This is a genomic window from Bifidobacterium sp. LH_512, from assembly GCF_056356435.1.
In genome coordinates, this window is sequence record NZ_JBKEUE010000001.1 from 1,137,197 (window position 1) to 1,160,955 (window position 23,759).

At 57.5% G+C, this 23,759-nt stretch carries 14 protein-coding genes; 5 read left to right on the forward strand and 9 right to left on the reverse strand.

Annotated elements, in window-relative coordinates; genetic code table 11:
- Position 1: 1 nt before the first annotated feature.
- Positions 2-538: a peptidylprolyl isomerase gene (locus AC1AWD_RS04940; protein WP_476564182.1), complete on the forward strand. Its 537-nt coding sequence runs from the start codon at positions 2-4 to the stop codon at positions 536-538.
- Between the two features lie 111 nt (positions 539-649).
- Here AC1AWD_RS04940 and AC1AWD_RS04945 read toward each other — a convergent pair whose 3' ends face one another.
- The 3 genes from AC1AWD_RS04945 to AC1AWD_RS04955 all read right to left on the reverse strand — a co-directional run bounded on the left by AC1AWD_RS04945 (position 650) and on the right by AC1AWD_RS04955 (position 3,872).
- The gene (locus AC1AWD_RS04945) at positions 650-2,968 is read right to left on the reverse strand and encodes a RelA/SpoT family protein (RefSeq protein ID WP_476564184.1); all 2,319 of its coding nucleotides are present in this window, start codon (positions 2,966-2,968) and stop codon (positions 650-652) included.
- Positions 2,969-3,102: 134 nt separating this feature from the next.
- Positions 3,103-3,579 carry a dUTP diphosphatase gene (dut, locus tag AC1AWD_RS04950; protein WP_476564186.1) on the reverse strand — a complete coding sequence of 159 codons (477 nt, stop codon included), beginning with the start codon at positions 3,577-3,579 and terminating at the stop codon, positions 3,103-3,105.
- Positions 3,579-3,872, reverse strand: a complete 294-nt coding sequence (locus AC1AWD_RS04955) for a DUF4193 domain-containing protein (RefSeq protein ID WP_476564188.1) — start codon at positions 3,870-3,872, stop codon at positions 3,579-3,581. The genes dut and AC1AWD_RS04955 overlap by 1 nt, the downstream gene beginning before the upstream one ends.
- Positions 3,873-4,034: 162 nt before the next feature.
- On the opposite strand from AC1AWD_RS04955, the gene sepH reads away from it, so the two are divergent.
- Positions 4,035-5,153: a septation protein SepH gene (sepH, locus tag AC1AWD_RS04960; RefSeq protein ID WP_476564189.1), complete on the forward strand. Its 1,119-nt coding sequence runs from the start codon at positions 4,035-4,037 to the stop codon at positions 5,151-5,153.
- 6 nt (positions 5,154-5,159) lie between these two features.
- Here the strand turns inward: sepH and AC1AWD_RS04965 are convergent, their stop codons facing one another.
- Positions 5,160-6,416 carry an alkaline phosphatase family protein gene (locus AC1AWD_RS04965; protein ID WP_476564191.1) on the reverse strand — a complete coding sequence of 419 codons (1,257 nt, stop codon included), beginning with the start codon at positions 6,414-6,416 and terminating at the stop codon, positions 5,160-5,162.
- 181 nt (positions 6,417-6,597) lie between these two features.
- Here AC1AWD_RS04965 and AC1AWD_RS04970 point away from each other — a divergent pair, with 181 nt between their 5' ends.
- Entirely contained in the window at positions 6,598-9,324 is a 2,727-nt protein-coding gene (locus AC1AWD_RS04970; protein ID WP_476564193.1) for a DNA gyrase/topoisomerase IV subunit A, read from the forward strand.
- 55 nt (positions 9,325-9,379) lie between these two features.
- On the opposite strand, the gene AC1AWD_RS04975 is transcribed toward AC1AWD_RS04970, so the two are convergent.
- The 5 genes from AC1AWD_RS04975 to AC1AWD_RS04995 form a co-directional block, all read right to left on the reverse strand.
- The gene (locus tag AC1AWD_RS04975; protein ID WP_476564195.1) at positions 9,380-13,999 is read right to left on the reverse strand and encodes a DEAD/DEAH box helicase; all 4,620 of its coding nucleotides are present in this window, start codon (positions 13,997-13,999) and stop codon (positions 9,380-9,382) included.
- 218 nt (positions 14,000-14,217) lie between these two features.
- Positions 14,218-15,444: an MFS transporter gene (locus tag AC1AWD_RS04980; RefSeq protein WP_476564197.1), complete on the reverse strand. Its 1,227-nt coding sequence runs from the start codon at positions 15,442-15,444 to the stop codon at positions 14,218-14,220.
- 87 nt (positions 15,445-15,531) lie between these two features.
- On the reverse strand, positions 15,532-17,817 hold the full coding sequence (locus AC1AWD_RS04985; protein ID WP_476564199.1) for a DNA gyrase/topoisomerase IV subunit B: 2,286 nt from the start codon (positions 17,815-17,817) through the stop codon (positions 15,532-15,534).
- A gap of 5 nt (positions 17,818-17,822) precedes the next feature.
- The gene (locus tag AC1AWD_RS04990; protein ID WP_476564605.1) at positions 17,823-19,157 is read right to left on the reverse strand and encodes an RNA polymerase sigma factor; all 1,335 of its coding nucleotides are present in this window, start codon (positions 19,155-19,157) and stop codon (positions 17,823-17,825) included.
- A 177-nt stretch (positions 19,158-19,334) separates the two neighbouring features.
- Complete coding sequence (locus AC1AWD_RS04995; protein WP_476564201.1) at positions 19,335-20,024, reverse strand: DUF4192 family protein; 690 nt, start codon at positions 20,022-20,024, stop codon at positions 19,335-19,337.
- Between the two features lie 195 nt (positions 20,025-20,219).
- Between AC1AWD_RS04995 and AC1AWD_RS05000 the strand changes: the two genes are divergently transcribed.
- Both AC1AWD_RS05000 and AC1AWD_RS05005 read left to right on the forward strand, forming a co-directional pair.
- Positions 20,220-21,296 carry a polyprenyl synthetase family protein gene (locus AC1AWD_RS05000; RefSeq protein ID WP_476564203.1) on the forward strand — a complete coding sequence of 359 codons (1,077 nt, stop codon included), beginning with the start codon at positions 20,220-20,222 and terminating at the stop codon, positions 21,294-21,296.
- Between the two features lie 121 nt (positions 21,297-21,417).
- The gene (locus AC1AWD_RS05005; RefSeq protein ID WP_476564204.1) at positions 21,418-23,652 is read left to right on the forward strand and encodes a protein kinase domain-containing protein; all 2,235 of its coding nucleotides are present in this window, start codon (positions 21,418-21,420) and stop codon (positions 23,650-23,652) included.
- The last annotated feature ends 107 nt before the right edge of the window (positions 23,653-23,759 follow it).

Here is a 23,759-nt window from a genome sequence, read left to right on the forward strand (position 1 = left end):
CATGACAACAGTTATCATGCACACCTCTGAAGGTGATATCAAGATCGACCTGTTCGACGAGCAGGCTCCCGTGACCGTGAAGAACTTCCTGGGTCTGGCCACCGGCGAGAAGGAATGGACCGATCCGATGACCGGACAGCCGTCCCATGAACCGTTCTACGACGGCCTGACCTTCCATCGCATCATCAAGGATTTCATGATCCAGGGCGGCTGCCCGCTGGGCACCGGCACCGGCGGCCCGGGCTATGACTTCGACGATGAAATCGTTCCTGGCCTGACCTTCGACCGTCCGTATCTGCTGGCCATGGCGAACGCCGGTCTGCGCCGCGGTATCGACGGCAAGATCCACGGCACCAACGGCTCCCAGTTCTTCATCACCACCGTGCCGACCGAATGGCTCAATGGCCATCACACGATTTTCGGCGAGGTCGCCGATGATGAATCCAAGGCTGTGGTCGACAAGCTGGAAGCGCTGCCGACCGACCGCTCTGACCGTCCGATGGAACCGGCCGGCATCATCTCCGTCGAAGTGCTGTAAACGCCAAATACGTCCCGGCACACAGAACAATCAAGAAAGCCGGCCCGTTCAACGTCTATCAGAAGCATTGAACGAGCCGGTTTTTATATATCTATATATTCGTCCTTACCCTTACATCTTGCGCAGACGTGGCTCGGCGGAATCCTTAGCGCCGGTAATGCGATAGACGTCGAAGACGCCGTCGATCTTGCGCACGGCGGCAAGAAGACGGTTCAAATGCTGCGGATCGGCCATTTCGAAACTAAACTGGCTGGTGGCGACACGATCGGAACCGGTAGAGATATTACCGGAGATGATATTCACGCCGTGATCGGACAGCACGCGGGTCACGTCGCTCAGCAGATGCGGGCGATCCAAGGCTTCGACCTGAATCTTAACCATGAACAGGCCCTTGGTGCTGGTCCACTGTACGTCGACCACACGTTCGGACTGCCGTTTCTGCAGATCGATCATGTTCTGGCAGTCGGTACGATGCACGGACACGCCCTGATTGCGCGTGATGAAACCGATGATGTCGTCGCCCGGCACCGGCATGCAGCAGCGTGCCAGCTTCACCCAGATGTCGCCGACTCCCTTGACGGAAATGCCCAATGCATTGGTGGTCTTCGGACGTTCAGGCGTACGCAGCGGCAAAACTTCCTGCTCAACCGCCTCGTTGACCTCGTCGCTGCCCGCATCCTTTACCAGATGCGCGATAACGTTCTGCGTCGAAATCTGACCGTCTCCGATTGAGGAAAACAGATTGTCCACAGACGGGCAGTTCAGCTCGTCAGCGACGCCGATCAACGCTTCAGTCGTCAGCAACGCGGTTACCGGCAGATTGCGCTTGCGCATCGCACGAGTCAATTCATCGCGGCCTTCTTCAATGGATTCGCTGCGACGTTCCTTTGTGAACCATTGACGAATCTTGTTACGGGCTTTCGGGCTTTTCGCGAAGCTCAGCCAATCGCGGGACGGACCGGCATTATCGGATTTCGAAGTGAGAATCTCGACTGTGTCGCCGTTATCCAACGTGGTGTCGAGCGGCACAAGTCTGCCATTGACGCGGGCGCCCATCGTACGATGACCGACCTCGGTGTGTACGGCGTAGGCGAAATCGACCGGCGTGGCTTTGGCCGGCAAAGAGACGATTTTGCCTTTCGGCGTGAACACATACACTTCCGCCGAGCCAAGATCCTCTTTCAAGGAACCGAGGAATTCGTCCGAATCCGGGGTTTCCGACGTCCAATCAGCCAATTGCTGAATCCACTTGAGATTATCAGCTTCAGTCAGCTCCTGATTCTCGCCACGCTTGCGATCGGACTTGTCAGGCGTGCTCAACGCGCGGCCGGCCTGACCGTTGGCCTTATACTTCCAATGCGCGGCGATGCCGAATTCGGCACGACGATGCATGTCCCAAGTGCGGATTTGAATTTCCACCGGCTTGCCACCGGGACCGACCACCGTGGTGTGCAGGCTCTGATACATATTGAGCTTCGGCATGGCGATGTAATCCTTGAAACGGCCCGGTACCGGGCTCCACCTCGCATGCACGGCGCCCAACGCCGCATAGCAGTCCTGAATGGTGTCGACGATAACGCGCACGCCAACCAGATCGTAAATATCCGAGAATTCATGGCCGCGGACGATCATCTTCTGATAGATGGAGAAGTAATCCTTCGGACGACCCGTCACATACGCCTTGATGTTCTGCTCGTCCAAATCCTCATTGAGTTCGGCGAGAATCTGCTTCAAGTACACGTCGCGCTGCCCCGCCCTGCGAGACACCAGCACGACGATTTCGTTGTAGATCTTCGGATACAGAACCTTGAAGCTCAACTCTTCAAGTTCGGTCTTAATGGCGTTCATGCCCAGACGATTCGCCAACGGCGCATACACATCCAGCGTTTCGCGTGCCTTCTTCTGCGCGCTCGATGGCTTCACATAACGCCATGTGCGGGCATTATGCACACGATCGGCGAGTTTGACCACCAGCACGCGAACGTCACGGCTCATCGCCACAACCATTTTGCGAATGGTTTCGGCCTGGGCGGAATCGCCGTATTCCATCTTGCTCAGCTTGGTCACACCATCGACCAAGCCGGTGACGGTATCCCCGAATTCCGCACGGCATTCATCCAACGTGTAATCGGTATCTTCAACCGTGTCATGGAGCAGGCCTGCGGCCACGACGATGGGGCCCATGCCTAAATCGGCAAGAATCTGCGCAACGGCCAAAGGATGGATGATGTACGGTTCGCCGGATTTGCGACGTTGGGCGCTGTGTTGCCGGACCGCACGCCGGTAGGCACGATCCAGAATACTCATGTCTTCACCAGGATGGTGATATTCGCACATGCGCATAATGGGCTCAAGGGGGTCAAGCAGGTTCGCGCTGATCTCACATCCCAGCATGTGAGCCGAATTAATCTCTTCTTCAGTTTCGGCCATAACCGTCGCCTCCCTCACTTACTGCGTTTCCAATCCTAGTCATGCGCGGCATCATTGCCGCACATGTCCACGAGTTTCCTTCGATTAACGCCGCGCTCCGCATTCACCGGTTCTGCAGACTTTGCACCGACCGTTCAGCTGTTCACACCGGTCGAGCCAAAGCCTCGCTCCGCACGATCGGATCCAGGCAACGTCTCAGCCAGAATAAACCGGGCCTCGGCGTAACGCTGAATCACCATCTGCGCAATGCGGTCGCCAGGATGGAACGTCACCGTATGCTCCGGATCAAGATTGATCAGCGGAACCTTGATTTCACCGCGATATCCGGCATCCACGGTTCCCGGCGCGTTCAACACCGTCACGCCCTGCTTAACCGCAAGGCCGGAACGAGGATGCACCAACGCGACGTACCCCGCCGGCAATGCGATCGCCACGCCTGTCGGCACCAGTGCCCTCTGGAACGGCTTAAGCGTCACCTCTTGCGTGGTCCTTAAATCCGCGCCGGCATCGCCCGCATGAGCGTAAAACAGTTCAGCCGGAAAATCCGGATTCACGGATTTGACAAGAACCTCAACGGTTTCCGGTTCGTTGTACGTCACATCAACCGTCATCAGGCGGCACACTCCTCACATACCGGCTGACCGTCCTCGGTCGTGTAGGCGAGCTGGCTGCGATGCTTGACCAGGAAGCATTCGGAGCAGATGAATTCATCGCCCTGCATCGGAATGACGGTCACCGAAGCGTCTTCATTGCTCAGATCGGCGCCCGGCAGCTCATAGTCTTCCGCGATGGCGTTCTCATCATCATCCATGTCGTTGGAAGAGTTCTGAGAGCTCTTGCCAAGAGCCTGCAGCGACTCCTCGTCCTCATCCTTATTACGGGGGGAATCATAATCCTGTGCCATGTGAAGTCCTTTCTCGTTTCTAAGGCCGTCAATGCGGCCTTATGCGCCATAGAATACATGACTTTTCACCCGCTAAGGGTACACGATTTGAAATAGCTGTAAAATCCGACACGTGGGGCACAATAAAAGTAATACCCACCAGGAGATGAAAGTGGTGCGCCTATGGCTGACAATACGTTCAAGGAAGCCCGATTCGACCATGTCGAAAAGAACGGTGAACTCATCTTCCTTGCCGGCGACGCCCGATTTCGAGTGCAGGTAGACGACACGCTGGAACACGCGATTCTTGAGGCGAAACAATTGAAATCCGAGTCCTCCGGAAGGCAGCATGTCTCTCCGACCTTACCGATTTCCCAAATTCAGGCGTTGATTCGCGCCGGCGCGAATCCCGAGCAGGTCGCACAACGATATGGACTCAGCGAAGCTTTGGTCCGACGTTTCTCCGCCGCAGTGGAAACGGAGAAACAATACGCCATCGAACAGTTCCTCGCCGTCCCGGCGCCTAAGGAAAGCCGCGTCAGAACCTTGTCGGAGCTTATCGAACGTACTTTCGCGGCCGCGCGCATTCGCCCGGAAGACGTGGTATGGCACGCCACACGTCGCGGGCTTGAACCATGGAAGATCATTGCCTCCTTCACCGTCTCCGAACGCCGGGCGCGCGCCGAATGGACATGGAACATGCACGACAATTCGGTGACCTGCCTGAATTCGCTTGCCAAAAAGCTTATCGGCCAAGCGGTGAATCGCAATGATTCAGCTGATTTTCGCAGCAATGCCGACGATGACGATTTTTTGGTCACCACGTCCCTCCCCGGTGATTCCGCACGATCGGCCCGCATCGAACAAACCGTTTCCGCATGGACCACGCCGGCGCCATCCATGCCGGCGGTACGCGCCGACCTGCACGCACGCTCCGCGATGAAGGAAACCGCTGCGCAATCGTCTCATACCAATCGCAATGCCTCTTCCGGTAACGTGACGACTGCCGCTCCGTCGAATGCCATGCAGGCCGCAAATGAGGCAGCCGCCGTGTCCGGCGCAAATCAAAGCGGTGCAGCGGCCGCAGGGACCGCCAATATGGCGGGAAAAGCACACGCCGAATCCTCCCAATCCGACGCCGCAACGAACACTTCGAATGCGCAGGACGCTCACAGCGTGCAAGACACGCCGAGCATGCCGGGAACCGCAAACACGACGAACAAGACATCAACCAAAACGACGAAGCGACGCAGCGGCCGATCCGTCGTGCCCAGCTGGGATGAAATCCTGTTCGGCGAATAAAACGCGCTAGGCCACATCCATCAGGCAAGGAATATCCGCTTCAAGGCGGCTTAATGAGCCGTGCACGCTGGGCAGCCTCGTCGCCTGATCCTTTTGGATGCGGCTGTCCACCAGCGTCACCGACTGCGCCGCCGAAACGATGATGTCGCCGATCATCGGAATCACATCATCGCGCACAGGGCCCAGCACACCTTGCGCGAATACCTCGTCACGTGTGCGCACCAGTGCGCGGTCTTCCAAAACAGAACGCCAGCGGCACACAATGTCATCGACATTCGCATCAGGCTGCGCATACAGCATCAGCGAGCGCGGCTCACCTCCGACCATTGCGACGCCTTCGGTCAGGCGAGGATCGAGTGCGATGTCAATGCGCTGCTCCGGGTCGGCGCTGATCATGCCATGGTCTGCCGTAATGACGATAAGCGTGCCTTTGGGCGCGTTGCGCCGCAGCATGGCGAGCTGTCCATCGAGACGCTCGAATGTGCCGATCCACTGGTCGGAATCCCAACCATAGGCGTGGCCGACTTTGTCCAGGTCACGTAGGTACACGTACGTGAGGCCGTCTGCAGAGGCGGCTTTGCAGGCTGCCGCGATGCGGTCTTTCGGCTGCGTGTGCCCATGGTAGTCGGATCCGCGCAAGGCCGCCTCGGTGAGCGGCGAATGCGCGAATTTCGGCAGGCCGGAGCTGGTGATGCGCATGCCGCACGCATGCAATGTTTCGAATACCGTCGGCTGTTGTTGCAGTTCATGCGGATCCATCGCATCACGGAATTGAATCAACTGGCTTAATGCGCCTGTTTGCGGATTGCGCTGCGTATATCCTGCCATGCCGGTCAAGCCCGGGCAGGTGCCTGTGCCGAAGGTGCCCATGGCGGCGACCGTGGTGCTGGGCGAGCATGTTGCGATGGGACGCTGGTTGACCGAATCGTTCATCAGCGAACGCAGATATGGTGCATGCCCGAGTCGCATATTGAGGTTCCAATATCCCATGCCGTCCACCAACACGACGATTGCCGAACGCGCTTGAGGCAGCCCCAATGCGTGCTGCAATGCGCGAGGATCATGATGGATCGCCGTTTCGACGGGTGAGCCCAAACTTGCGGATACCGCTGGCAGGATGGACGAAAGGTGCAGGGCGCCGCCACGCTGTATGGTGGTGTCTCCCGCGTTGCCGCCGCCTTGCGCTGCGGGTATGTCGTCTCCATATTTTCCGTCAGACGCGAATTGCAACAGTTCATTCATTGGCGGCACTTCGATACTCATGCTGTCCATTCAATCACTGGAGGGCAACGAATGGCGTCTCATGCATATGTCGTACGCGCGTTCCCCGACGAATTATCGGGCAAAACCCTTGGGTAGGGTCGTCGGGTAATATGGTGCGGTTGGAGTTACGAACATGCGCGGTTTTGCGGACAGGACGCGACGCGCGTTGAGGGAGACCCATATGGCATCGCATCGTAAACCGGTACAGCCGGCCTTCGACCCGCGTACGGTCAAAGAGAACATCATCGATACGCCGTTGAACGAGGAAATGAGTAAATCATTCCTCGAATACGCGTATTCCGTGATTTACGCGCGCGCGTTGCCGGACGCCCGTGATGGCTTGAAGCCTGTGCAGCGTCGCATCGTCTATCAGATGGGTCAGATGAATCTGACGCCGGATCGCCCGTATATGAAGTCGGCCCGTGTCGTGGGCGAAGTCATGGGCAAGCTGCATCCGCATGGTGATTCTGCGATTTATGAGGCCATGGTGCGTTTGGCCCAGCCATTTGCGATGCGCCTGCCCTTGGTCGATGGCCACGGCAATTTCGGTTCCCTTGATGATGGTCCGGCTGCTTCTCGTTATACAGAAGCCCGTCTCGCCCCTGCGGCGCTGGGTATGAATGCCGACATCACTGAAGATACGGTTGATTTCACGCCGAATTATGACAATAAGCTGTCGGAGCCGACCGTGTTGCCTGCGGCGATTCCGAATCTGCTGGTCAATGGCGCCGCCGGCATCGCCGTCGGCATGGCGACGAATATGGCCACGCATAATCTGGGTGAAGTGGTGGCTGCGGCCAAGCATTTGATGAAGCATCCTGATTCTTCTTTGGAAGAGCTGATGCAGTATGTTCCGGGCCCGGATTGGCCTAGCGGCGGCGTTATCGTAGGCCGCGACGGTATTCGTGACGCCTATGCGGCGGGTCGAGGCACGCTGACGACGCGTTCGGTTACGCATATCGAAAACGTCACCGCACGCAAGAAGGCGATCGTCGTCACCGAATTGCCGTATATGGTTGGCCCGGAGCGCGTGCTGGAACGCATTTCCGAAGGCGTGAAAAGCCGTAAGCTGGAAGGCATTTCCGGCGCCATCGATCTGACCGATCGTCATAATGGCACACGTATCGTCATTGAGATCAAAACCGGTTTCGATCCGAACGCCGTGTTGGCGCAGCTGTTCAAGCACACGCCGTTGCAGGATAATTTCACGATCAACAATGTCGCCTTGGTCGATGGCCGCCCGCATACGATGGGTTTGCGCGAAATGCTGCAGGTTTGGATTGACCATCGTCGTGTGGTGGTGCGTCGTCGCAGCGAATTCCGCCGTAAGAAGGCGTTGGAGCGTCTGCATTTGGTTGAGGGCCTGCTGTTGGCCATGGTCGATATCGACGAAGTGATTCAGGTGATTCGTTCATCGGATGATGCGGATGCCGCGAAAAGCCGTTTGATGGCCGTGTTTGATTTGGATGAGATTCAGGCGCAGTACATTCTTGATTTGCGTCTGCGCCGTCTGACACGTATGAGCCGCATTGAATTGGAGGCGGAACGTGATGATTTGAAGCGTCGTATCGAAGAGCTGAATCATATCCTCGCCTCGGACGCCGTGCTGGATCAGGTTGTGGTCACAGAAATGGACAAGGCGGTCGCCGCTTACGGCACGCCGCGTCGCACGGTGCTGTTGGATCAGGGGCCGGACGGATCTCTGATGCCAGTGTTGGCCCACGGTGATGACGCCGCTTCCGATACCGCTTTGGCGGCAGCCCGTTCCGCCGCTACAGTGTCTTCCGCCGCCGCCGATGTCGCCGCGGCTGCAGCCGCACGCAAGGCCGGTGAGGATGAGGCTGCCGCCGCCGCGCTGCAAATCGATGATGAGCCGTGCGTCATTATGCTGAGCGCCACCGGTTTGATAGCCCGCACATCGCCCGCCGCCTTGGATGTGCGGCGTGCACGCCGCGTTGGCGACCAGCGTCATCAGGACGATCAGATTACGTCGATATTCCGCACGACAACGCGTTCGTCATACGCGCTGATCACGTCGGCCGGCCGTCTGGTGTTAGCGCATGCGGTGGAACTGCCGTCGATTGCGCTGTCGGACAATGGCTTGAGTGTTTCCGGCGGCATCGATGCGACGGAATTACTGGGATTGACGCAGAATACCGATCCGATTCCTGGAGAGCGTGTGATTGCCGCGATTCCGATGCCGTCTTCGAACGTTGATTCCGCTGATGCCGATTCGATTGATGCGTCGGATGACGCGTTGTTGGCCGCTCCATTGGCGATTGGTACACGTAATGGTGTGGTAAAGCGTTGGAATCGCGAGTCGCCGACCACGATGGATTCGTGGAGTGTTATTGATCTGAAGGATGATGATGCGGTGATCGCTGCCGCTCCTGCCCTTGACGAGGATCGGCTGGTGTTCATTTCTTCGGATTCCTCATTGTTGACGTTCGAAGCCGGCAACGTTCGTCCGCAAGGACGTACCGCGGGCGGCATGGCTGGTATTCGTCTGGCGGATGGCTGCAAGGCGATTGCTTTCGGCGTTGTTCCCGCCGCCAATGTGGCTTGGACCGATGGCAATGCCGATGATTCCGCCGACGGGGACGCGACTGCCGCTTCCGGCGCTGCGGTTTTGACGGTTGCAGGCGACAGTGAGGCGCTTCCGGGAACCGATAATGGTTCGGCTAAGATCACGCCGCTGGATGCGTACCCGACCAAGGGGCGCGCAACGGGCGGTGTGCGTTCGCAACGTTTCCTTAAGGGGCAGAATACGCTGATTTTCGCCTATGTCGGTCCTTACCCCATCAATGCGGCTACCGAATCCGGTCACCCTGTCGCCCTTCCGCAGCCGGATATGCGCCGTGATGGGTCGGGAACGGAATTGGACGCGGCCGTCGCGTTCGCGGGCTGACCCATATGCGAATCGTATTGGCGGGCGCCGAGGTGGACGCCCGCCAATATGTTTCTTAGTAGAGTTTCATACCTTGCGGGCATGGAGTGAATCCCGCCGCATGCAGGATGCGCGTATACATGCTGCGTTGGGTCAGAGATGCGCCGTTCATATGGGCGAATGTAATGCTCTTGCCCTGATATTGGCGGGACAGGGCATACGCCAGCTCCCTGCAAGCCGCCCCTAGTGTCACTTCGTTATCGCTGAATGCCGTGATTCTGCGGGAACGAGGGGCTGCATAAAGCACTGGCCTGCCCTCCACCAACACGACGACATTGCCGGCTTTGCGCATTGGTTTGCCCGAGTCCAAGTTGCAATCAGGCCAGTCGATCGTCAGACCGGTAAGATTCGCCGGATCGATGGAATCCAACATGACTGCGGATGCGCCGCACTGTTCCGTATCATCACGAAGCGCGTCCACTGTTTCACGGTATGCGAATTGCATTGCGGACAGGCCTTCGACGAACATGCCACGAACGAGTGTGCCGCGTTCCTCCATACCGACCAGCACCGGGTACATGGATGAGAATCCGCCCGGAACGACATGAGGGTCGACCAGTTGCGGTGCGATGATGCCATATCGGTCCAATAATGCTTCGACATACGCCATGGCTTGGGAAGTTGAAGACGTGTCCGTTTCCGGTTCAAAATTCGCTGATATCGCCGACCATAGTCCGCTCATTGTGGCGGATGCCGGTTTACGGATTTGCGCACGACGCCTCGATAAGGGGCGTACTGTGCGAGAGGAGCTGCGAACCAGTTTCACAGGATGTTCCATAGCTCGTACTGCGGCGAGTGAGCTGTTGGTCACTTTGCCTTGCCAGACCAAGCTCCATAGACTTTGCTCGAATTGACTTTCCGACCAGTCCGCGTACAGGATCTCCCCTGTCGCTTGATCAATTTCCGGCTCGGCATGGCCGGTGAGGTATTTGCATGTCAAGTCCGATAATTGCCATGCCGGGAATGCGCCGCCCTGCGCAAGAACTGCCATAATGGCGTCCGGCACGGATACCGCTGGAACTTCCGTCTGCGCCGCCTGCATCGTATCGGATTCCAAATCCAAAGGCGATTCCTTTGCTTCCGAATGCACGTTTCCCGCACTGTTAACCAGTATGGAATCGGCCGGGTGGAAAGTGATTTTGCCGCTGGCCGCAGTTTTCCCGTCTTCCTTTTCCCCTACCCAAATCACGTCTCCAGACGAAAGCAATTCGTCCATCATCATCGGGCTGTAATCGCGCACGCGCGCGGGAAATACGGACTGTTCCCACACTGAAGCAGGAAGATACACGCCTTCAAGCTGTTCTATAACGCGCATCACGCCTTGCGAACCGTCATAGGATTCTCCACCGGTGGGGCCTATGCCCTGTTTTCGTATCAGATATTTCTGATATTCACGCATGCTCACGGGCTTGATGGCTTTGCGTATTGCGGCAAGCGAGCGCGACCGGATGCGTCGGAATACGTCGCCGTGCAGCCATTGGCCGTTGATATCGACTGAATGCGAATCGTTTCGTGGTGCTAGGAAAAAGCCGTACAGCAATGTTCCGTGCTTTTTCATATCATCCAGCACATGCACCGCCTGCACCGCATCGACGCCAAGGTCGGCGATCATCTGGTCGGCGGTGAAAGGGCCATGCGTTTTCGCATATCGGGAGATGCGGCCGGGGATATCGTCCACGGCGAGTTCGTTCCAGAATTTCTGTTCACCGACCTCCTTACTGACCTCCTCGATGACTTTCGGATCCAGTATCCTCGACAGGTCGGTGACGCCGAGGAGTTTTTCCAATACCTGTGGGTCGACGGACAGCATGTGCGCATTGCGTTCCGCTTGGGGCACGTCGTATTGGTAAATCATCTCCCCCACGTATGCAAAGAGCAGTGATTCCGCGAACGGCGAGGGTATTTGCGTGGTTCGTTCGGTCAGACGGATGGTTCCTGCCGCCAGAGACTGCATGATTTCGTTCAACGCCGGCAGATCATATACGTCTTGCAGGCATTCCCGAGTCGTTTCCAAAATCAAAGGAAAATCACGCTTGGTGCGGGCAGCGGACAGCAGTTGTGCGGCACGTAGGCGCTGCTGCCATAACGGCACACGTTTGCCCGGATTCATTCGCGGCAGGAACAATGATCGCGCCGCGACTTCACGGAATCGGGCGGCAAACAATACGGTCTGGCCGACTTGTTCTTCGATGATGCGACGCAGTTCATCAGGTTCGAACAGCACCATGCCTTGCAATGCGATGTCGGATTCCCCTTCGGGCAATCGCATGACGATGCCGCTGTCGGCGGCGAACACCTGCCCGTCGAATCCATAGCGTTGTTGGAGTTTCGTATTGATGGCCATGGCCCATGGTTCGTGCACGCGGCGGCCAAATGGCGTATGGATGATGATGCGCCAGTCGCCTTCCTCGTCTGGGCATCGTTCGATAACGATATGCCGGTCGTCAGGAATCTCGCCTGTGGAAGCCCTCTGTTCGCCAAGCAATGCGCTCAAATTATCGATGGCGTTGGCGTCCAATCCATCATCCGTCAGACGCTTGAGCGTGTTCTTATCGAATTGTTTGCCTTCCAGGCCTGAGGCGACTTCGCGAACGAAGCGCCCCATCAAACATCCGAATCCATAATCTCGTCCGCTGCTTTCACCATGCCAAAACGGCAGCCGCGCACTGCGGCCAGGAGCGGGAACCACGATAACGCGGTCGCGGGTGATTTGCTGAATTTGCCATGTGGATGTGCCTAAAGTGATGACATCGCCCACGCGGGATTCATACACCATCTCCTCATCCAATTCGCCGACCCGGCGTGGACCGGAACCGGCATCGGCTTCTGGCAACACCACTGTGTACAAGCCTCTGTCCGGTATGGTGCCTCCGCTGGTAACGGCAAGTCGTTGCGCACCGGGACGAGCGGAAATAACACCACCCGTCTCATTGCGCATCAGCGGAGGTTTGAACGCGGAGAATTCCTCATCGTTATACAGACCTGTCAGCATGTCGATGACACGATCGAATATGCCGCGATCGAGATTGCTGAACGGAGCAGACCTGCGAACAAGCCCATACCATGCGTCTGTTTCAAGATCGCCCATTGCGGCCGCAGCCACAGTCTGCTGTGCCAATACATCCAAGGGGCAGGAGGGAATATGAAGCGGCTCTATCATGCCTGCGTACATACCTTCGACACTGGCTGCGGCCCCGATGATGTCACATCGCGTCAGCGGATAGAACAGTGCATGGGAGGTTCCTCCGACATGATGATCGGCGCGGCCCACACGCTGCAATCCGGATGAGACCGATAATGGCGGCGCCACTTGTATGACCAAGTCGACCGATCCCATATCAATGCCCAGTTCAAGACTGCTTGTGGCCACCACGCAACGCAAGCGCCCCTGTTTTAACGCGTCTTCAATGTATTTGCGGCGGTCTTTGGATACGGAGCCATGATGAGCCATGGCAATGGCAGTGTCCCGATTATGCGAATGGACGTGTGATGTCGTAGGACCGGACGCGGACTCGTAATGCTGCGGGAGGCTTTCCTGCGATTCATATGTGCCGTCACCATACTGCCGCTCATACAAATCGTTGAGTTTGGCCGTCAGTTTTTCGGCAAGGCCACGCGAATCGACGAAAACCAGTGTGGTGCGATGCCGCAGAATCTGATTGAGAATATCGTGTTCCACCTGCCGCCATGATGAACCGGACATGCCGTCCGCCGCCGCACCTGTTATGGCGGCGGAATCCTCATGCGAAGCCTGACGGCGTTGTGCGGCACGTTGCATTGCCGGTGTGACTCCGGTGATATGCGGCATGTCGGAGCGTATGCCATCAGCTCCTCCGCTGCGCCGTTTCACGTTTGCCGATTGCAGGTCGCGCATATGCTTCACCGGTTCGACGATAGTAATGCTCATCGCCGGATGGGTTCCGGAATCGATAATGGAAACAGGGCGGTCGCCGGCCAGGAAACGCGCCGCTTCCGACGCTGGACGTACCGTGGCGGACAGGCCGATGCGTTGTATGGGATGTTTCGCGAGGGATTCCAGACGTTCGAGGCTTATCGCCAGATGCGCGCCGCGTTTTCCGCCCGCCATCGCATGGATTTCATCGACGATAACTGTTTCCACCGTGGATAATATGCGTCTGGCCTGCGAAGTAAGCATCAGATACAGCGATTCCGGCGTCGTGACCAGAATATCCGGCGGATGGGAGACGATGGACCGCCGCTCCTGTGCGGTGGTGTCTCCGCTACGTATGGCAACGCGAATATTCGGCGGCGTCAATCCAAGCGTTTCGCATTGGCCGGCGATGCCTTCCAATGGTTTGTTCAGATTTTTGGCGACATCAACGCCTAACGCCTTCAGAGGGGAAATGTAGAGAATCCGCACTCCGGGCGTGTGACGGGCCTTCCCCGTCTGTTCGCCCGCGGAAAGGGAACGACCGGTCCGCTCTCCCATCAGCCTATCGATTGCTGAAAGGAATGCCGCAAGCGTTTTGCCCGAGCCGGTGGGGGCGACCACCAGTACGTTCCCTCCGTTACGGATGGCCGGCCACGCCAGACTCTGTGCCTCGGTAGGACGGCCGAACGCATGATTGAACCATTCCCGAGTAGGCTTCGAAAACAAATTCAAACATTCGTACATATGTTCGATTATTCCACGTGGGCACGACCTCGCAAAACATCGAACACACGACCATGCCCAAACCCATATCCGAAACAGCCCACCGCGGCCACATCCGCAGAGGAAAACCACAGATATCGGCAAGTGTGACCGTTTTCAGGCTTGAAAACGGTCACACTTGCCAACAGAATGCATCACAAAGAACGCACGTCAGAAGTAACGTTATGCCATCGCATGACTCATGCCATTGCGCGCTTGCGGCGCAGCATCTCGTGCATCGCCACCATCAGCACAAGGAACGCAAACAGGAACAGCGGGAAGAGAGCGATGCTGATGTGCTGCGCAATCAGACCGAACACCGGAGGCATCAGCATAGAGCCGACATAGGCGAAGGCCATCTGTACGCCAACAATCGCCTGCGAGTTCTCCTCGCCGAAATATGCAGGGGTCGAATGAATCACACACGGATAGATTGGAGCGCAACCCAATCCGATAACCACCAAACCGATCAACACGCCAAAATCATTCGACAATGGAAGAATCATCAGCAGCAAGCCGATCAGCAACGTCGTCTGACCGATGCGAATCATCGTCGGATCGTCAAAACGTATCGTCAAAAAGCCGCTCAGGGCGCGCCCTACGGTGATGCCGATACAGAACAGGCTGGCCCAACGCGCTGCAGTGACTTCGTCGATGCCGCGACCAAGCACCATAAAGCTACTGCCCCACAGCATCGCGGTCTGTTCGATGGCGCAATAGCACAGGAACATCAGCAGGATTTCCTTTGCACCGCGAATGGCGAGCACGCCCTTCAATCCCAGCGGTTTTCGCGGCTCGGTAGCAGCAGCGGCGCCGGACGACTGCGCCGCATCAAGTGCCCCTCCGGATGCGGCATCGGATGCCACCGCATTGCTTGCATTGCGAGTCTTCCATAGCGGCAGCGTGAACACCAGCACGACGGTCAGCACAATCTGCAGCATGCCGATATAGCGGTATCCCCACGGCCATCCCTGCCCGCTGGACAACGCATAGCTCATCACATACGGGCCGATCAACGTGCCGACGCCCCACATGCAGTGCAGCCAGCTCATATGGCGGCTCTCGTAGTGGATCGCAACATAATTGTTCAGCGCTGCGTCCACACCGCCTGCTCCTAAACCGTACGGAAGAGCAATCAGCAACAGCATCCAATAATTCGGCGCCAGCGAAAAACCGATTAGACCGGCCGCGGTCAGACCAACTGACGTAGCCGTCACTCGCCCTGTTCCGAAACGCAATGTCATACGATCGCTCAGCAGCGCCGAAATAATGGTTCCTGCGGAAATCGTCATCGAAATGCCGCCCGCCCATGAGACGTTGGCATTGAGATCCCCACTCATCGACGGCCATGCCGCGCCCAGCATGGCGTCAGGCAGTCCAAGGCCGATAAAAGCCAAATAAATCACGGCAAGCAATACGTTAACCATGAACAGCACCTTTCAGGTTTTTCTTACTTTCCGCAACTATTTAAGCGCCGGCTACCTATCGGCCGATGGTTTAGACACGCCGGCCAATCAGGTGTCGATCTTCGAACGGTCGAAATCGTCGGCGTTATCAACGATGAACTGCTTACGCGGCGGCACGTCATCACCCATCAGCAAGCTGAAGATGCGACTCGCCTCTTCGGCGTCCTCCATGCGGATGCGACGCAGCATGCGTGTACGTGGGTCCATTGTGGTGTCGGCCAACTGGTCGGCATCCATTTCACCCAGACCCTTGTATCGCTGGATATCATCGTTGTAGCCAATGTTCTTGCGGTCCAATTCGGCCAATTTTGCGACCAATTCGTCATCCGAATACGTGTAGATGTATTCGCCCTTATGCGAGCCCGTCAATGCGATGCGATGCAGCGGCGGTACAGCCGCATACACGTGGCCTTCTTCGATCAGCGGACGCATGTATCGGTAGAACAGGGTCAGCAGCAGAATGCGGATGTGCGCGCCGTCCACGTCGGCATCGGTCATCATGATGACCTTGTTGTAACGGGCCTGCTCGATATCGAAGCTCGCGCCCGACCCTGCTCCGACCACCTGAATGATGGCCGCACATTCCTTATTGGACAGCATCTGGCTCAGCGATGCCTTCTGCACGTTCAAGATCTTGCCTCGGATCGGCAGTAACGCTTGGAAACCGGAATTGCGTGCGGCTTTGGCGGTGCCCAATGCCGAATCACCTTCGACGATGAACAGTTCGGCCACATCGTCATTGCCTGGCTGGCAGTCGGACAGCTTCGGCGGCATCGACGCGGATTCCAACGCGTTCTTACGACGCGTGACCTCCTTGGTTTTGCGCGCCTGGATGCGGGCGTGCATTTCGCCGACGATCTTCTCGAGCACACGGCCGGACTGCTCCTTGTAGCCTCGCTTCGATCCGGAGATCATCTCGCCGAACTGGCGGTCCGTCATCCGGGTGACGATCGGCTTGACCTGTGCGGTGCCGAGCACGTCCTTGGTCTGGCCTTGGAATTGCGGTTCCGCGATGCGCACGGTGACGACGGCCACCAAGCCGGCCATGATGTCGTCGCGTTCGACGCGCATATTCGAGTCTTTGAGATTGACTTTCAGTTTGCGCGCATTGTCTTCGACCGCTTTGCGCACCTGCTTGGTCAGGCTCAGCAGGTAGCCGTCCACGTGCATGCCGCCGCCGGGAGTTTCCACGACGTTGACGAAGCTGCGGATGGTGGTGTCGTAGCCGTTGACCCATCGCATGGCGATGTCGACATTGCAGTTGCGCGTCACGTTCACGGCATGCAGTTCGCCGTTTTCGTCGACGGCCTGCGTCTCCTCGTTGTAGGTGTCTTCGCCGGTGATACGCCAGATGTCGGATACGGCTTCGCCCCTGGACAGGAAGTCGACGAAATCCTTGACGCCGCCGGTATGCAGGAATTCCACGACGCGGGCATGGTCGAATCGTTCGCGGACGTCGACATCGGTTTCTTCGACGATTGGTTCGGCGACCACGTGCGGTTCTTCCGCGGGGGTCTCCTCGGATGTGGCTTCCACAGATTCCGCGGTCGCCTCAACATTTGCGGCCTGTGCCGGTTCGTCGGTTTCCAACACTTCGTCGATTGATTCGTCGCCGGTTTCCGGCACGTTTTCATCAATGACGGTAATGCGCAGGCCCGGTACCAGGAAGCTGGTCTGACGCACACGATCGATCAGCTGTTCATAGCTGAAGCGCGCGGTATCGTTGAAAATTTCCGGATCGGCCCAATACCGGATACGCGTACCCGTGGTTTTCGGAGAAACCTTGCCGATGATTTCAAGTTCGGTCGGACGGTTCTTACGTGTGCGTTTGAACGGGGAATCCGGTGAAGGATGCGCGGGGTCGGCATCGGAATACACTCCCGGATGCCCCTGATGGAACGCCATATGATGCGTTTTGCCGTCACGATCGACCTCGATATCCAGTCGTGCACTCAAAGCATTCACGACGGATGAGCCCACACCATGCAGACCGCCGGCCGCATTGTATGAGGAATTGCCGAACTTTGCTCCGGCATGCAACTTGGTCAGTACGACTTCGACACCAGTGAGTTTGGTCTTTGGCTCGATATCCACCGGAATGCCTCGACCGTTATCAGCCACTTCAACCGAACCGTCATCGTGCAAGGTCACGATGATATGGTTGCACACGCCTGCGAGAGCCTCATCGACGGAATTGTCGATGATCTCCCACAGGCAATGCATCAAACCTTGGCTATCGGTGGTGCCGATATACATGCCTGGACGTTTACGAACCGCGTCCAAGCCCTCAAGAACAGTAAGACTATCCGCGCCGTAGTTCTCTTTGCCTGCCATAATCCTCACTGGTCAAGGAAGTCGCGCAACGTCTGCGAACGAGACGGGTGGCGTAGCTTCGACATGGTCTTCGATTCGATCTGACGGATGCGTTCACGCGTCACGCCGTACACACGACCAATATCGTCCAAGGTCTTGGGCTGACCATCTTCAAGGCCGTAACGCATCTTGATAACGCCGGCCTCACGTGGGGACAGCGTTTCAAGAACCTGCCTGAACTGTTCCTGCAGCAAGGAGAAGGCAACAGCGTCAGACGGAGCGATGGCATCGGTGTCTTCGATCAGATCGCCGAACTCGGAATCGCCATCCTCACCCAGCGGCGTGTGCAGGGAAATCGGCTCACGGCCGTACTTCTGCACTTCCTGTACCTTCTCAACCGGCATGTCCAGCTCGCGGGCCAGCTCGTCCGGCGTGGGTTCACGGCCCAGATCCTGCAGCATCTGACGCTGCACGCGGGAAAGCTTGTTGATCACTTCAACCATGTGCACAGGCACGCGAATGGTGCGGGCCTGATCCGCCATGGCGCGGGTGATGGCCTGACGAATCCACCACGTCGCATACGTGGAGAACTTGAAGCCCTTCTTCCAGTCGAACTTTTCAACCGCACGAATCAGACCAAGGTTGCCTTCCTGAATCAGATCAAGGAACAGCATGCCGCGGCCCGTATAGCGCTTGGCAAGGGACACCACAAGACGAAGATTCGCTTCCAGCAGGTGGTCCTTGGCCTTCTTGCCATCGGACGCAGCCCACTTCAGTTCACGCCGACGCTTGAAGTCCAGCTGATCACCTTCGGTGTCTAGCAAATGCTGCGCGTACAGGCCGGCTTCGATTCGCTCGGACAGGTCCACTTCCTGTTCGGCGTTCAGCAGGCTGACACGGCCGATCTGCTTGAGGTAGTCCTTGACCGGATCGGCGGTGGCGCCGGCGGCGATAACGCGACGCTTCGGATTGCCCGACGGGGTCAGATTGTCGTCGTCGTCATCGTCTCGCACGACGAAAGCGCCCTTTTCCTTCGGAGCTTCAGGTTCCTTGGGCTTGTCTTCCTCGTCGTCTTCCTCAGGCTCGGAATCCATGGCATCCGTGTCGTCATCATCCAAATCGGAATCGCCCACGCCGTCGACGTCGTCAAGATCAGCGTCGAAATCATCAAGGTCGGCTTCATCGACCTGCTCGTCATCATCGTCAAGCAGGCCGGCGTCGTCGAGGGAATCCTCCTGATCGACGATATCCTTATTTTCTACGGCCTTACGGGACGCCGGCTTGGACGTCTTCTTTGCTGCGGTTTTGCGAGTGGAAGGCTTCTTGGCGGAGGTCGTCTTTTCGGTATCAGTCTGTTCCATCGCTGCCGTGGTTTTCTTGGTGGCCAAACTTACTCCTCCTGAATGAACCTGCCGGAAGCTTATAGCATATAAGCACACTTCTGGCAAGGGCAAATCGTTAACTATAGGAGTTAACCATCCTCCAAGGACGATTATTCCCAGATACCGCCACAGGCGTCAACATCGCCCCAAGAAACGTCAACCGCTGTCTCTTCTCGATTCACCGCATCGCGACGGGCTGACGCCCCGGTCAATGGCTCCCAGCACAATGGCAGCCAAAGAACAATCCTCATCAAGAGCCAAAGCCTGCAACGCGTATATCGCCGCCTGATCATCCCCCATCCACCATAAGCCATATGCCACCATCGCCAACGGATGCACTTGGAAACGCTCCGGCACCGCACGAATCATCGCCTTAAGCATCGAAATCCCGGCCCTGCATCTGCGCTCGGCCTTGTCGTCAACACCTTCATCGAACGCCTCATTCAACAATTCATCCATACGGCCGACGACCTTCGGCATATGCGGACGCGTCACAAAATCCATAATCAACGATTTCGGGCAACGGTCCGGCCTGACGATCATAGACATGATCAGCGCATCACGAATGGCGTACACTTCGTTTATGCCGACGGCCAACCTGGCGACGACAAGACAATCCAATGTGTATTCACCCCCGTCAGCGCCAAGATCCAAGCCGGCCAACCAGTCAGTCAACGGCGACCCAACCCACTGAGCGCATACTTGTCTCGCCCCTTCTTCATGGCATATCTTGCGAAAACAGTCGAGCAACTTGTCCATTTCGTCTTCCTCGAGCCGCACGAACCGGGATTCATCATCATCCAATGGCATATCCCATTGATGTCGCGTCGTTCCTGCGTTATTCATCATGTCCTCCTTGACATTTCTACCGACCCACCCACGTTCCCTCCACTATGCCCTACCGGAGCCAAACAGCCGCCGCCTTTCGCCCCCCTGTGGTCGAAGAGACGCACTTTTGGAATTTTTCGGGCGTGTCTTACTCCAAAAGCATTGCAACCATTACGTTTCCTCTTGTCGTAAGGCTGTGGATAACTGTGTTGTATGACCAGTTCGAACGATCTTGCACGCATCGAAACACGAATTCGTGAGCTCGTCGCCGATTTCATGACGCTTGACGAACGTCCGAGCGACGCCGTATGCGCACGCATCGCCGACGACGTCGCGTCCCAGGCGGTCACATCGGGTGAAGGCGGCAAACGACTGCGCGCGCGACTCGCCCTTGACGTATTCGATATATTCATCGGAGAAGGCGCACGCGAGCAGCGTGACGCCATGCTGGATTTCGTTTGCGGAATCGAGGTATTTCAAACGGCGGCGCTGGTTCACGATGACATCATCGATGATTCCCCGCTCAGACGAGGCCGCGCCTCCGCCCACCGCGCATTGTCGGGAAAAATGCACAACGCCGCGATCGGCAACGGCTTGGGCATTATGCTCGGCGACATGCTCGCCACGGCCAGCGTCGAAATCGCGCAGCAAGCGGCATCCGCATTGGCGCAACCGGCCGCATTGAACAAGGCGTTTCTGACGATGCATCGCGAAGTCGAAATCGGTCAGGTGCTTGATTTGGCGGTGGAAATGTCTTCCATGGACGACCCTCAAGAACTAGCGGAGTCCTCGTTGAACGTTTTCCGTTGGAAAACAGCCAGCTACACCACCATCGCACCAATCGAATTCGGATTGCTGGCCGCCGGAACCGCGCCACAGCAGGCGCGCGATGAAGCAGTGGCGATCGGAAAACCGCTCGGGCTCGCCTTCCAGCTGGCCGACGACCTGCTCGATGTGGTCGGCACCAGCAATGCCACCGGCAAGCCGGTGGGAGGTGATATTCGCGAAGGCAAGCGTACCGTGCTGCTTGCCGACGCGCTGCAAGCGGCCAATGAATCGCAGCGTGCAGAGCTTCTTCATATGTGGGAGCAAAACGAACGCAGCGACGATCAAGTAAGTCGTGCCATCGCATTGTTCAAGGAAACCGGTGCCGTCGCGCGTTCATATGAGCGCATCGGAGCCTTATGGGGGTCGACGGTGCAACGCATCGCATCGATGAGCGAAGGCGCCGCGCAGGACGCTCTGATCGAAGCCTGCAGACATTTCATTCCGAAAACGGTACTGGGATGATGCCGGATACGTTTCTCTTTCTCGATCGTATTGCGGCCCGCTAGGCAGCATGACTTGTAGACTTGGTACAGAACAGACAGAATGATTTGCGAGAACCCGCTAAGGAATCGTACGCGTAACTATGAGTGAAGCCGCAAACGCCCCCGAAGGGCTGACTATCGAAAACCGGTACCGCATCATCCGAAAGATCGCGGACGGTGGCATGGCCACGGTGTATCAGGCCATGGACGAACGCCTGGAGCGAATCGTCGCCATCAAAATCATGCATACGCAGCTGGCGCAGGGCCCGCATCGCGACCAGTTCGTCGAACGGTTCCGTCGTGAGGCGAAATCCGCTGCAGCGATTGCCAATCCGCATATCGTGCAGGTGTATGACACCGGCGAATTCGAAGGTCTTGACTTTCTTGTTATGGAATATGTGCATGGCGTGAATCTGCGTCATGAAATGAATGAGCGGGGCACGTTCAGCGTACGGGAGACCCTGCGCGTCATTGCCGAAACCATCGACGGACTGGCGGCAGCGCATCGTGTGGGCGTCGTACATCGCGACATCAAGCCGGAGAACATTCTGATCAACGATCGCGGACGCGTGCAGATCACCGATTTCGGTCTTGCCCGAGCGGCTTCGCAGGCGACGCTTTCCTCCACCGGCATGCTGCTCGGAACGGCCGCCTATCTGGCGCCGGAAATGATCGAGAAGAATCAGGCCGCGCCGCAGGGTGATTTGTATTCCGTCGGCATTATGGCGTGGGAGATGCTCGCCGGCACCATTCCGTTCGTATCCGATAATCCTGTGACATTAGTGTTCAAGCATGTTCATGAGGATATGCCTTCCATCGCCACCATGTGCCCCGGCATCGACCCGTCCGTGGCCGCATTCATCGCGCATCTGACCGCCCGCTCGTTGGAGGCCCGGCCGGCTGACGCCATTGCGGCCCGCGACGAATTGCAGGAAGTGATGGCGAAACTCCCTATGCAGGCATGGCAGTATCGCAAGGAACCGGAGGCGCAGCCGCTTGCACAAACCGACGGCACGCACGATACCGCATTCCCTGACGCCACCATCGGTCCGGCCGACAATGCCGATACCGCATCCGACAACGGATCCGGTGATACCGCTGAACAGGCGACAACCGCCATTCCATCAGGCGATGCCACCGCAACGCTGCCGGATGTCGTCCCCCTGCCGCCAAACGCATCGGCAGCCGGCAATCAGGAAACGCAGATCCTGTCCGCACAAACAGCTCAACAGGCAGCGCAACAAACGCCGCATCAGCCGACTGAAACAATCAGTCTGGACACCGTATCGGACGACGCCGTACACTCGGAAGACACAGCGACGGCAACGTCGCATTCCGCCATCGGGCGCAAGGGAAAAATCGTCATCGCGATGGCAGCGGCAGCACTTACCGTCGCCGCCATCGCAGGCTTCTCATGGTGGCAGCATCTCGGTCCCGGCAGCTACACGCTGATGCCACAGCCAACGGATCTGACCTGTGAAGACAACAAGGCATGCGCAATCAGCGACGTCGACTGGGCCGATTACAAGAGCACGCTCGAAGTATCCAATATTCAATACGAAGTGCATGAAGACTACAGCGATGCCATCGCCGAAGGCCGCGTCATTTCCACCGATCCGGCGAATGTCGGCGATCATGTGGCCAAAAACGGCGGTTCTGTCGTCGTCACCATTTCCAAGGGCGTTATGCAGGCCACCATTCCGGATGATATCGCCGACCCGCAATCAGATAACGGCAAGGATCCGCTGAATGCGTTGAAGGCGGCCGGCTTCACCAATGTCAAACATGATGAGGCCACCGACGACTACTCCGAAACCGTGCCGCAGGGCGCGTTGATCAGCATTTCCCTTGATCCGGGCACAACGACGGATCACAATACGGAAATCACCGTCGCATTGTCCAAAGGCCCCATGCCTGTGGCGATGCCGCAGATCGTCGGCGTAACGCGCGACGAAGCCGCCTCCATGCTTGACGAAGCCAAATTGAAGGCCAACTGGAGCGAAGCATTCGACGACGCGATTCCGGCCGGTCAAGTGATTTCCTCGTCGCAGAACAGCGGCGCTCAATTGCATTGGGGCGACACCATCGACGTCGTCGTCTCGAAGGGTCCGGAAACGGCCACGATTCCGAGCGGCTTGGTCGGCAAGCAGGAAAGCGAAGTCACCAAGCAGCTGCAGGAGCTTGGATTCAAGGTGGAAACCAATAAGATTCTGGGTGGCCTGTTCGGCACCGTGCGCGACATCGACTACAACGGGTCGTCCGTATCCGACGGCGGCGCCGTGCGGCTGCGTGACGAAAACGGCAATGCGACCGTTCTGACGCTGACGATCGTGTGATTTCCGCGGTCTCGACGCAGCTATAGCACGGCTTCAGCGCAGCCTTGAGCATAGCCTTGAACGCATTCGGCGCGTGGATCTCAATCGAGGTCCACGCGCCGAATCAT